The sequence below is a fragment of the Brotaphodocola sp. genome (genome assembly GCF_050873065.1).
Lineage (GTDB): Bacteria > Bacillota > Clostridia > Lachnospirales > Lachnospiraceae > Brotaphodocola.
In genome coordinates this window covers 97,662-110,679 of record NZ_JBNMIC010000002.1, presented here as the reverse complement: position 1 = coordinate 110,679, position 13,018 = coordinate 97,662, and the positions used below count along the sequence as shown (strand labels likewise).

8 protein-coding genes are annotated in these 13,018 nt (G+C 50.9%); all 8 read left to right on the top strand.

Going from position 1 to position 13,018, the window contains the following annotated elements; translation table 11 throughout:
* Positions 1–35 precede the first annotated feature (35 nt).
* The 8 genes from ACR0QE_RS01365 to ACR0QE_RS01330 all read left to right on the top strand — a co-directional run bounded on the left by ACR0QE_RS01365 (position 36) and on the right by ACR0QE_RS01330 (position 12,883).
* Positions 36–731, top strand: coding sequence for a TMEM165/GDT1 family protein (locus ACR0QE_RS01365; protein ID WP_432626589.1), 696 nt, complete (start codon positions 36–38; stop codon positions 729–731).
* Between the two features lie 247 nt (positions 732–978).
* Positions 979–2,169 carry an efflux RND transporter periplasmic adaptor subunit gene (locus ACR0QE_RS01360; protein ID WP_432626588.1) on the top strand — a complete coding sequence of 397 codons (1,191 nt, stop codon included), beginning with the start codon at positions 979–981 and terminating at the stop codon, positions 2,167–2,169.
* Between the two features lie 15 nt (positions 2,170–2,184).
* Complete coding sequence (locus ACR0QE_RS01355) at positions 2,185–5,337, top strand: efflux RND transporter permease subunit (protein ID WP_432626587.1); 3,153 nt, start codon at positions 2,185–2,187, stop codon at positions 5,335–5,337.
* A gap of 77 nt (positions 5,338–5,414) precedes the next feature.
* Positions 5,415–6,581: a TolC family protein gene (locus ACR0QE_RS01350; protein ID WP_432626586.1), complete on the top strand. Its 1,167-nt coding sequence runs from the start codon at positions 5,415–5,417 to the stop codon at positions 6,579–6,581.
* A 15-nt stretch (positions 6,582–6,596) separates the two neighbouring features.
* Positions 6,597–7,886: a TolC family protein gene (locus tag ACR0QE_RS01345; protein WP_432626585.1), complete on the top strand. Its 1,290-nt coding sequence runs from the start codon at positions 6,597–6,599 to the stop codon at positions 7,884–7,886.
* A 192-nt stretch (positions 7,887–8,078) separates the two neighbouring features.
* Entirely contained in the window at positions 8,079–9,620 is a 1,542-nt protein-coding gene (gpmI, locus tag ACR0QE_RS01340) for a 2,3-bisphosphoglycerate-independent phosphoglycerate mutase (RefSeq protein ID WP_432626584.1), read from the top strand.
* Positions 9,621–9,873: 253 nt separating this feature from the next.
* Positions 9,874–10,698, top strand: coding sequence for a substrate-binding periplasmic protein (locus tag ACR0QE_RS01335; protein WP_432626617.1), 825 nt, complete (start codon positions 9,874–9,876; stop codon positions 10,696–10,698).
* Positions 10,691–12,883: an ATP-binding protein gene (locus ACR0QE_RS01330; protein ID WP_432626583.1), complete on the top strand. Its 2,193-nt coding sequence runs from the start codon at positions 10,691–10,693 to the stop codon at positions 12,881–12,883. The genes ACR0QE_RS01335 and ACR0QE_RS01330 overlap by 8 nt, the downstream gene beginning before the upstream one ends.
* Positions 12,884–13,018: the final 135 nt, after the last annotated feature.

Here is a 13,018-nt window from a genome sequence, read left to right as displayed (position 1 = left end):
GCTATTATTATGGAGAGAGAAGGGGAAATGCGGAAATGTTATTATTTTTAAAGGTGTTTTTAACGGAATTCATCGCGGAGATGGGAGATAAAACCCAGCTTATGCTGATTGCTCTTACTTCTAAGTATAAGTTAAGAGACATTATATTAGGAACGGCGGCGGCAATTCTTGTACTCAATGGACTGGCAGTTCTTGCGGGAGGACTTGTCAGCGAATTCATTCCGGACTGGCTGATTAAGGTGGTTGCGGCACTTGCGTTTCTTTATTTTGCGGTATCAACGATTGCCGGTGAGGATGACGAGGAGGAAGAAGAGGGCGGTAAATCAAAGATTAAGTTTGCTCCGCTGGCAGTTTTCTGCACATTTTTTGTAGCAGAACTTGGAGACAAGACACAGCTTACAGCGATTACATTTGGTGCGAATGAAGGTTTGGGAGCAGCGTTTGTTGTCTGGATCGGATGTTCGCTGGGACTTTTTGCGGCGGATATTCTTGGAATGCTGGTGGGATATCTTTTAAAGAGCAAAACCCCGGATGGGTTGCTTGGTACACTTGCGTTTGTAATCTTTTCTTTATTTGGTATATACACACTTTATCAGGGACTGACGCTGATAAGGATCAATGTATGCCCGATTCCGGTATCGCTGATGATGATTGCTACAATGGTTGTGTTTATCGCTTTATGTATCGGTCTTTTTGTTAAGAAGAAAGAAAAAATGAAAGGAAATGCCTGACATATCGCGACAGGATTTTCAGGTGGACAAAAAAATACAGAGTAACTATCATGAGCCAGATAAGACAATAAGCGGTCTTGTCTGGCTTTATTTTTGTATGATAGGAAATTGTATGAATTGTGAAGTTTTTGTGATTTCATCTTGAGTTCATCTTCGGTTCAGTAATGGTTCATGTAGAGATGGTAGGATGGCATTCATGAAAGAAACTAAGAAGAACCAGGAATAAATAACAAGATGAGGTGAAGAGATGAAAAAAGGATGGATAGTCGGGGGCGTTGTTGTGGCGGCGCTCTGTCTGGTGGTTGGAAAGAAGATTATGACTCCGAAACAGTTTGCTCAGGGAGTCGCTGATCCTGTTGTGGCAGCGGAGTATCCGGAGATTCGTGATATTGAGCTGACAAGCGGACTTGTCGGAAGTGTCGAGCCGGAGGATGTGGTCTATGTTTATCCGAAAGCGGGGGGAGATGTGACTGCGGTCAATGTACAGGCGGGAGATACCGTCAAGGCCGGTCAGCTTCTCTGTGTGATTGACACGAAACAGGTGGAGAGTGCAAAGAGTTCCCTTGAGTCGGCACAGCTTGCGCTCCGTCAGGCTCAGGAGGAGCTGTCGAGACAGCAGGTGCTCTATGCAGGCGGAGGAATTTCCGAGCAGGCTTATCAGCAGTATCAGGATCAGGTGCAGTCGGCGCAGATTCAGTATGACAATGCAAAGACGAATTACGACAATCAGGTTTCGTACAGTCAGGTGACAGCGCCGATCGCAGGAACCGTGGAACTCTGTGATGTCAAAGTCTATGACACCGTAAATTCCGGAAACCTGCTCTGTGTCATCTCCGGTGAGGGCGCAAAGGTTGTCTCGTTCTCTGTCACGGAGAGAATCCGCGGAAACTTGAATCCGGGCGACCAGATCCGCGTGGAGAAGGACGGAAAAGAATACACCGGCATCATCTATGAAGTCAGCACGATGACGGACAGCACGACCGGACTTTTCCCGGTCAAGGCGCGCATCGATGAAAGCCTTGAGGATGGAAGTCTCCCGACAGGGTCTTCCGTAAAGCTCTATGTGGTTTCCCAGAGCGCCGATCAGGTGCTGTCGGTTCCGCTTGATTCAGTCTACTATGAGGGCGGAAATTCCTATGTATACACCTATGATTCCGCAAGCAGCACCCTGCACAAGGTTCAGGTGGAGACGGGATTAAATGATTCTGATTATATCGAGATTGATTCCGGACTGACGACGGACGATATGGTTCTGACGACATGGAGTTCCGAGCTGAATGAGGGAACGAAGGTGCGCTTAAAGGGAAGCACAGAGGCAGAGGGTGCACAGAATGCACAGAATACGGACCCGGCAGGTCAGGGTACACCGGATGCAAATGCACAGGTTCCGGGCGAGCAGAATGAACAGGATGCCTCAGGCGAGAAGAGCGGACAGTAAGGAGGAACAGGGATTATGGGAATTACAAAATTTGTCCTCAAACGTCCGGTAACAGCGATTCTGGCAATCCTGTGCCTGATCGTGTTCGGCTATCAGTCGATCACGGGCATGGATATGGAACTTTCCCCGGACATGGACATGTCCATGATGATTGTCGTCACCCAGTACAGCGGTGCGAGCCCGGAGGATGTCAGTGAGCTGATCACAAAACCGATTGAGGATTCAGTCAGTACGCTTTCCGGTTTAAAGTCGATCACCTCGAACTCAAGCGAGGGAAGTTCGATGATCATGCTGGAGTATGACTATGGAACGGATATGGACGAGGCCTATGACGATCTGAAGAAGAAGGTCGACATGGTCGCAAGCCGGGATCTGCCGGATGATGTGGATACGCCGACGATCATGGAGATGAATTCCAACTCCGGTTCCGACATCATGATGGTCATCGAGAACACAAAGAAAGATAATCTCTACGACTATGTAAACGATGATATTGTTCCGGAGTTTGAGAAGCTCTCGAATGCAGCGGATGTCTCCCTGATGGGTGGTTCGAGCGAGTACATCAAGATTGAGCTGATCGAGGAGAAGATGAAGCAGTATGGCGTGACGATGAGTTCGATCTCCCAGGATATTGCAAACGCAAATGTCTCCTCCCCGGCGGGAACGATCGATGTCGGAAGCCAGGAACTCTCCCTGACGACGAAGATGAAGTACGACACGGAGGAACTGCTTGGCGAGATCCCGCTCAGCACTTCCGGCAAAAACATCGTGACGCTTCAGGATGTCGCAAATATTTACACAACCTCAGATTCTGAGGACAGCATTGCAAGATATAACGGCAATGACACGATCTCGATTGCAATCACAAAACAGCAGAGCTCAACGGCGATGGCGCTTTCCAGTCAGGTCAAGAGCACGATTGAATCCTTGCAGCGCGAGGATCCGGATCTGAAGATTACGATCGTAAACGACAGCGCGGACAGCATCAAGGAGTCCCTGCTCTCGGTTGCGGAGACCCTCGTCATGGCAATTGTGATCTCCATGATCATCATCTGGCTCTTCTTCGGCGATCTGAAGGCATCTCTGATCGTCGGAAGTTCGATTCCGGTGTCGGTTCTGTCCTCGCTGATCGTCATGGGATATATGGGGATGACGCTCAACATCATCACGCTGAGTGCGTTGACGCTTGGTGTCGGTATGATGGTGGATAACTCGATCGTTGTGCTTGAGAGCTGTTTCCGTGTCTCCGCAAAGCGGGACGGCGGACTGATTGAATACATGAAGGATGCGCTCGAGGGAACAAACATTGTCGGCGCCTCCGTTGCGGCATCGACGGCGACGACCTGCGTTGTATTTATCCCTCTTGCCATGTTGAAGGGAATGACCGGCCAGATGCTCGGACCTCTCGGATGGACGATTGTTTTCTGTATGGTTGCCTCCCTGATCTCCTCGATCGCGGTAGTTCCGCTCTGTTACATGCTCTACCGTCCGTCTGAGAAGACGAAGGCACCGCTCTCAAGACCGGTTGCCCATCTTCAGGATATTTACCGCAGCGCGATGCGCGTGATCCTGCCGAAACGAAAGACGGTCATGATTGTATCGGTGGCTTTGCTGATTTTCTCGATTTTCCTCGGAAAACAGTTAAAGACCGAGCTGATGGCGTCGGATGATCAGGGTCAGGTTTCGATCAGTATTGAGACGAGACCGGGACTTAAGACGGCGCGGATGGATGAGATTGCAAAGCAGGTTGAGGATATTATCTCGAAACATGAGGATGTGGAGTCCTACATGACGCGTGCAGGCGGAAGCGGTGCGATGAGCAGCGGGGATGTCAGCATCACAGCGTATCTGAAAGATGACCGGAAAATGAGCACAAAGGAAGTCGCAAATGAGTGGAAGCAGGAGCTTCAGGACATTCCGGACTGCAACATCAGCGTCGATGTCAGCGGCTCGATGAGCATGATGTCCTCATTCGGAAACAGCTATGAGGCGATTATCAAGGGCGCAGACTATGATGAAGTAAAAGAGGTCACAAACAAGATTGTTGAGGAACTCTCGAATCGCCCGGAGGTGACTCAGGTTCACTCGAATATTGAAAATTCCTCCCCGGTTGTCGCAGTCACGGTGGATGCGGTGAAGGCAAAGGCTGCCGGAGTCAGTGCATCGGCAGTTGGAAGCACGCTTAGAAATCTTGTCAGCGGGATCGAGGCGACGGATCTCGATATCGACGGAGAGAGCGTGACCGTAAAGGTTGCGTACCCGGAGAATACTTACGACACTCTCGATCAGATCAAGGGAGTACTGCTTTCCACCTCGAGTGGCGGATCCGTGCTTCTGACGGATGTGGCAGATGTCGCTTTTGAGGACAGCCCGGCGACAATCCGCCGAGAGGATAAGGAGTACAAGGTTACGATCACTGCCCAGTACACGGCACAGGCAACGGAGTCGACCGAGGCAACGCTGAATGCAGAGGTTCTGACGCCGAACCTGACGGAGACGGTGAGCCGGGGAATCAACTCGATGAACCAGTCGATGAATGAGGAGTTCTCAGCCCTGTTTGGAGCGATTGCGACCGCAGTCTTCCTGATCTTCGTCGTCATGGCGGCACAGTTTGAGTCCCCGAAGTTCTCCCTGATGGTCATGATTACGATTCCGTTCAGCCTGATCGGTTCGTTCGGCCTTCTCTGGCTGACGGACTGTGCGATCAGCATGATGTCCCTTGTAGGTTTCCTGATGCTTGTCGGAACCGTTGTAAATGCGGGAATTCTTTATGTCGATACCGTAAACCAGTACCGTGCGACGATGGACCGGGATACTGCCCTGATTGAGGCCGGTGCCACCCGTCTTCGCCCGATTCTGATGACGACGCTGACGACGGTTGTCTCAATGATCCCGATGGCGATGGCGTGGGGAAATTCCGGTGAGATGACCCGTGGACTTGCGATTGTAAACATCGGCGGTCTGACTGCTTCGACAATCCTGAGTCTTCTGATGCTTCCGGTATTTTACAGCATTATGAGCCGGAGCCCGGAGCAGGAGGCAAAGCGCGAGGAGGCAAAACTTGAGAAGGCGCGAAAGAAAATGATGAAGCGCGAGGCGCGCGAGAGGGCGAAAGCAAAGACAGGCAAGAAGGCAGAAGAGAAGGGCGATAACGAAAACGAGAAATAGGCAGACCGGGCAAATCAAGTAGAATAGAAAGAGCAAAAATTGAGTGAAAAAAGTAAAATCAGAGAAAGGAGAGCGCAATGAAAAAAGGCAACTGGAAACTTCGCATGGCCGCGTGGATCCTCGCTGCCGGGACAATCGGAATGTCCTCTCCGGCGCGGGTGCTCGCATCGAGCCCGGAATTTTCCCGGACAGCGGAGGAGTGGAGTGCGCTTCAGGACGACAATCTCGAGTATTCTGAGATTGCGGACCTGATTCATGAATACAATCCGACGGTCCAGAATAATCAGTATGAATATCAGAAATTCATCAAAGATTACGGAATGACGAGAGAAGATGTCTCCAATTCCTACTTGGATCTCGCGGAGGATCTCGAGGCGAGCAAGAGCGGAGATGACAGCGGTTCCGGGCGCGTCAGCGACCTCGCCCTCGAGGTGCAGGCGAAATCCCTGCGGGAGCAGGCGGACAACAACCTTGAGGACAGCCGGATTTATTATCTGAATTATGCGCAGGCAGAGGATAATCTCGTCTTGTCGGCGCAGTCGAAGTTTCTCTCCTACTATAAGAGCCAGCTTCAGCTTGAGGAGGCACAGACGACGCTGACCCGTCTGCAACAGGCGTATGAGCTGGCGCAGACGAAACGCAGTGCCGGAACGGTCACGGATGCCGATGTTCTGACGGCGCTTGAGGCGGTTCAGGATCAGGAGAACACGATTCAGAAAATGGAGCAGCAGATTGAAAATGTGAGACAGTCGCTGATTGTGATGCTCGGATGGGACAGCAGTGCAAAACCGACAATCGGGGCGCTGCCGGAGGTTGATTTGAGTGCAGTTGACCAGATCGACCTTGCTGCCGATCAGCAGACTGCACTAGAGAAGAACTATACACTTCTTGTGAACCAGAGAAAGCTGGAAAATGCAGTCTCAGACGACACAAAGCGCAATCTGAACACGACGATTGCAGGAAATCAGCGAAAGATCCGCTCCTCGGTTGCAAGTGCATACCAGAGCCTGAAAAATGCAAAGCTTGCTTACGAGCAGGCTCAGGCAGCGCTGACCACGCAGGAGAGACAGGCATCGCTGTCTGAGCAGAAACTTGCTGCTGGCATGATCACGGCATATGAGAACCAGACCCAGCAGATCGCGCTCACAAACAGCCGTCTCGCGCTTAAGGAAGCGTCGATCTCATTTCAGGATGCACTCGAGACCTACCGCTGGAATGTGAATGGTCTTGCGAGCGCACAGTAAGGAGGGCGGTTGTTGATGAGAAAATCAAGATCCCGCCTGCTTGCCTTAGCACTTGCAGTCAGTGCCATGAACGTGGGCGGAGCAGTCAGCGGATTTGGGCAGATGCAGGCCTTTGCGGACAGTGATGTCGCTTATGAGTCCTCCACTGGCACTTTGGCGGGTTCGGCAAATTCAGGGGATCAGGCGACAAGCCCGGTCGTAAGCCCCAAGGTGACCTGGGAGGAGGACACTGCACAGACGGAGATGGCAGATGGAAATGTGATTCCGGAAGAAAAACTGAATGACAATACAGTGGAGTATGAGGAGCTTGGAAGTCTGATCCACCGGGGAAATACCTCGGCAAAACAGGCCTCCGATGCGACGGACTCGACGCGGGAGCAGTACACACAGATGAAAGAGGAACTGACGGAGCTGATTGCGGAGGACAAGCGAAAAAAAGAGGATGCGAAGGATTCCGGAGACATGGATGACTATGCAGAGTACTCCGCAAATCTTGCAATCTACCGCGCTTCGATCTCCCAGTATAACCGGATGCTTCAGAGAATGAACCGGAAAAGCTCGTCTGCCTCCCAGCTCTCGATCGAGAGGACGCTGACAAATGCGGCACAGAACCTGATGATTTCCTATCAGTCGGCAAAGCAGCAGAAGGAGCTTGCCGGACAGATGCAGGCACTTTATCAGACCCAGTATGAGAATACCTGCACAATGCTTGGGGCGGGGCTTGCGTCTCAGGCGGATGTTGATACCGCCTACGCGAATCTGCTCTCGGCACAGCAGTCGGCAGAGTCGGCAGCGGACGGCGCAGATCAGGTTTACCAGAATCTCTGTCTGATGCTCGGCCTTGCGACGGACGGAAGTATTGAGATTGCCGCGGTTCCATCTGCGGATGTCTCCCGGGCAGATTCTCTTGATCTGAGTGCGGACACGCAGACTGCGATCGGAAATAACACGGAACTGATTAATATCCGAAAAAATTCTTCCGATTCCGATACAGCAGGAATGAACGCGAAGGCAGGCAAGGAGCAGGCACAGATCGAACAGGTGAAGACCGGTATGCAGGATCTTTACAATCAGGTTCTGCAGAGCAGACAGGCGTTTTTGAGCGCTCAGACCGGAGCACAGAGCGCCGAGATCGCGTGGAAGAACGCACAGAGCAAGTACAGCCTCGGTATGCTGAGCAAGGCGGAGTATCTTCAGGAGCAGATCACTTATACACAGAAAAAGAATGCGCTTGAGAGTGCCAATTTAAGTCTGTTTCAGGCATTGAACACCTATGACTGGGCGGTAAAAGGAATTATGCAGTAAAGCAGGCGGAATAATTATTCGCGATTCGGGTAAATCCCACACTTGAAAAATTGTTCATGATGAAGTACAATGATTCTGAATCGTCAAAGTTTAAACAATATTTGATCGAGATTGATCAATAGATGGGTTTGGCGGATTGAGTTTGGCAGTGGACCGGACAGGCGGTCGTTAAAGAAGAAGGAGAGTATAATCATGGATAAGAGACCAGTGGTATTGATGATTCTGGACGGATATGGCCTGAATCCGAACTGTGAGGCAAATGCCGTATGTGAGGCAAAGACTCCGGTGATGGATCAGCTGATGAGCCAGTGCCCGTTTGTAAAGGGTGAGGCGAGCGGACTGGCAGTCGGACTTCCGGATGGTCAGATGGGTAACTCTGAGGTTGGCCATATGAATATGGGTGCAGGACGCATCGTATATCAGGAGCTGACCCGCATCACCAAGTCCATTCAGGACGGAGATTTCTTTGAGAACAAGGCATTCTTGGAGGCAGTGGAGAACTGCAAGAAGAATGATTCCGCTCTTCATATGTTCGGCCTTGTATCCACCGGCGGTGTGCACAGCCACATCACCCACATTTACGGACTGCTTGAGCTGGCAAAGAGAAACGGCTTAAAGAAAGTTTATGTACACTGCTTCCTCGACGGACGTGACACTCCGCCGTCTTCCGGCAAGGAGTTCGTCGCAGAGCTCGAGCAGAAGATGGCAGAGATCGGTGTCGGTGAGGTTGCTTCCGTATCCGGCCGTTACTATGCAATGGACCGTGACAAGAACTGGGATCGTGTCCAGAAGGCATATGAGGCAATGACAAAGGGCGAGGGCAATTACGCAGAGAGCGCAACCGGTGCCATTCAGGCATCTTACGATGACGGCAAGACCGATGAGTTTGTGATCCCGACCGTAGTTACGAAGAACGGTGCTCCGGTTGCAACGATCAAGGACGGAGATTCCGTGATCTTCTTCAACTTCCGCCCGGACCGTGCAAGAGAGATGACCCGTGTCTTCTGCGATGATGCATTTGACGGCTTTGACCGCGGCGCCCGCGTAAAGACCACATTTGTATGCTTCACCGATTACGATGAGACGATCGAGAACAAGCTTGTAGCATTTGTAAAAGAGTCGATCACGAACACTTACGGTGAGTTCCTCGCAAAGAACGGCTTAAAGCAGGCTCGTATCGCAGAGACCGAGAAGTATGCACACGTCACCTTCTTCTTCAATGGCGGTGTGGAGGAGCCGAACGAGGGTGAGGACCGTTACCTGATCCCGTCTCCGAAGGAGGTTCCGACCTACGATCTGAAGCCGCAGATGAGTGCTCCGGCAGTTTGCGATAAGCTTGTGGACTGCATCAAGTCCGGCAAATACGATGCAATTGTTATCAACTTTGCAAACCCGGATATGGTTGGTCACACCGGCGTGGAGTCCGCAGCGATCAAGGCAATCGAGACCGTTGATGAGTGTGTCGGCCGTGCTGTTGAGGCAATCAAGGAAGTAAATGGCGTAATGTTCATCTGTGCAGACCACGGAAATGCAGAGCAGCTTGTGGACTACAAGACCGGCGAGCCGTGGACCGCTCACACCACGAATCCGGTTCCGTTCATTCTTGTGAATGCAGATCCGTCTTACAAACTGCGTGAGGGTGGATGCCTTGCAGACATCGCTCCGACTCTGATCGAGCTGATGGGCAAGGAGCAGCCGAAAGAGATGACCGGAAAGAGCCTGCTTGTAAAATAAACAGGATGGCATCTAAATTAGCAAATCCATAGGCTCAATAAGCAAATCGGATAGATCATCAAGAAATCCTGAAGATTTGGGAAACTTCTGCAAGTGACAGAATTCCCAGACTCTTCGGGATTTTTTGCGTTTCGTGAGGCAAACCTTGCGAAGAACCCCCTTCTCTGATATGATAACTCAGAGTGGATGTCTCCCTACTTTATATAGGTGGGAATTTTCAGAAAATGGGAGAATGGGATAGATGATGCAAAGGATGCGGAGAAAAAGAGGAAGGATTCTGTTTGCTGTGGCAGTGATTTTAAGCTGTGCGGTGCTTGCAGCGGGCTGTGCAAAAAGGACAGAACCGGGCAGTGCGGGGGAAAATAACTGGCCGAAAGTTGTGGTCGGCTGTGACAATTACACGCCGTTTAATTACAGGGACGTGAATGGAAATCTCAAGGGAATTGACATTGAACTTGCGAGAGAGGCATTTGGCCGGATGGGCTACCAGACCGAGTTTGTCTTTATTAACTGGGAAGAAAAGAAGAAACTTTTAAGTTCCGGGGAGATTGACTGTATCTGGAGCAGTTTTTCGATGGATGGACGCGAGGAGGAATACCGCTGGGCGGGACCTTATATGAATAGCCGCCAGGTTGTGGCTGTCACGCCGGAGAGCCCGGTTCAGACGCTTTCCGATCTTGACGGAAAGATTGTCGCGGTGCAGTCGACGACGAAGCCGGAAGACATGTTCCGCGAGAGGGAGAAGTATGAGCAGGTGCCGAAGTTCAGAAAAGTGATTTCTGTGCAGAACCGCGATCTTCTCTACACCTTTCTGAGTAAGGGATATGTCGATGCGATTGCGGCACATGATACCTCGATCGATCAGTTTATGACGGATTTTGATATGAAATACCGGATTTTGCCGGAGCCCCTGCTGACGGTTCAGCTGGGAGTGGCGTTTGACCTTGAGGATACACGCGGACTTGACGAGAAACTTTCCGAGACGCTCAAACAGATGCGCCAGGACGGAACGGTGAAAGAGATTGTTGGGAAATACCTGCAGGATGCAGACAGGTATCTGGGGGATGAAAATGAGTAAAGAGACAGACAGGGCGAGCAAGAGAAAAATCCTGCTGGCAGAGATCGTTTTTGGAATTTTTGTGATTTTTGTTGTTTGGATGACGGCTGTGCATTCCGATCTGTCCCAGACGGAGATCCGGCTCTGCGATATGGCGCGGTATGTGAAAGAACAGTGCAACAACAATTTGAAGCTGGACATTGCGTCAGAGTCGAAGAGCCTGATGAGAATGATCGAGAGCGTGGAGTGGATCAACCGTCAGTTCCGGAATGAGAAGAAGCTGGATAAAAATTTTCAGCCGGATGAGGGACTGCTTGCAGAGTGTGTCGCAGAGAGTTATCTATCCGGAATCCTGCTTCTCGATGAGAGTGGACAGGTTTTGTCAGAGTACAAGATGGACGGAATCACGGCGGATTATCTGATGAGTCTTCTTGACCGGGATGCTGTGATGGACACGGCAGAATTTCGGGAAAAGATCTATACGCTGAGAGTCACCTGCAACGATGATTCCTATGTGGATATCGCCGCAATGGGACGTAAGGATGCACCGGGAGTTCTTCTGGTCTACTATCACACGTCAGCGGAGTACACCCGCATCTTTAACCATTCGATCCGGTCCATGCTATCCGGATACAACCTCGAACACAATGGAACGGTTGCAGTCAGCAAGGGAGAGGAGATCATCGCCTCAAATGATGAGTCTCTGATCGGCAAGAATCCCGAGAAGATCAAGATTCTCCAGAAAATCAGGGAGAGCGGAAAAGAAGAGAAACTCATTCGGGTGAACTCCGGAATCACCCATCAATACGGACTGATGGAGAAGGGGAGGGATTACTTTATCTATGCCTGCATGCCTGCGGACAACGTCTTTGCGACGACCCCGCAGGATGTCATGTATGCGGTTTTTATCTATCTGGCTCTGGTCGGAACCATCAATTTTATAAGATGGAAGATGGAGCAGAATCATCAGAGAGAACAGATGGAGCTGCAGATGGAATACATGAAGAATCTCGAGAGCAAGAATGAGCAGCTTCGGGAGGCGGTCATCCGCGCAGAGCGGGCAAATGCCGCGAAGACGAACTTTCTGTCCCGGATGAGCCATGATATCCGGACTCCGCTAAACGGAATCATCGGACTTTTAAAGATTGATGCGGCGCATGCGGACGATCCGGAGATGATCCGTTCCAACCATGAGAAGATGATGATCTCGGCAAATCACTTACTCTCCCTGATCAATGACGTTCTCCAGATGAGCAAACTGGAAGACGATGACATTCACTTCACAGAGGAGGTGGTCAGCCTCTCAGATTTGACAGTCGACATCGTCACAATTGCGAGAGAGCAGGCAACGGAGGCGGGGCTTGTGTGGGAGTACCAGAAGCCGAAGACGGAGCTTTCCTATCCCTACGTTTACAGCAGTCCCCTGCACTTGAGACAGGTTTTCTTAAATATTTACGGAAACTGTGTCAAGTACAACCGGAAGGGAGGAAAGATCTACACAGCGATGGAGTGTCTCGGGGAAAAGGACGGAATTGTGACGTATCGATGGAAGATTTCCGACACCGGAGTCGGGATGAGTGAGGAGTTTTTGAAACACATCTACGATCCGTTTACGCAGGAACGCTCTGATGCGAGAAGTGTTTACAACGGAACCGGACTCGGAATGTCAATCGTAAAGAAGATTGTTGACCGGATGAACGGAACGATCGAGATCAAGAGCGAGGAAAATGTGGGGACGACGTTCACGCTCACAATTCCGTTCACGATTGCCGCTGCGCCAAAGGTGTCTGAGACGGTTAACGGACATGACAGTCAGGTCACAAATCTGGCGGGAATGCATTTCCTGCTCGCGGAGGACAATGAGCTGAATGCGGAGATTGCGGAGATTCTTCTCGGTGATGAGGGGGCAAAAGTTACTCTCGTAAAGAATGGCCAGGAGGCCGTGGAGAAGTTTGCAGGCTCTGAGCCGGGAACGTTTGACGCGATTCTCATGGATATCATGATGCCTGTTCTCGACGGAATCTCGGCGACGAAAAAGATCCGGGCGATGAGCCGTTCTGATGCGAAGACAATCCCGATCATTGCAATGACGGCGAATGCATTTGAGGAGGACGCAAAGCGGTGTCTGGATGCGGGAATGAATGCGCATCTTGCAAAACCGCTCCAGATGGAGCAGGTGATTCAGGCGATTCGCGATTGCTTTTGACCATTTCTTGTAATATAATCGTGCTATATGTTTGTTTCGAGAGTTCGAGAGAGCGTTTCTGTCGTTTCCTTCGCGCAACGATGGGACGCTTTCTTTATGAAGAAAAAGTCTGAATGATGAAGAATGGTCGGCAAT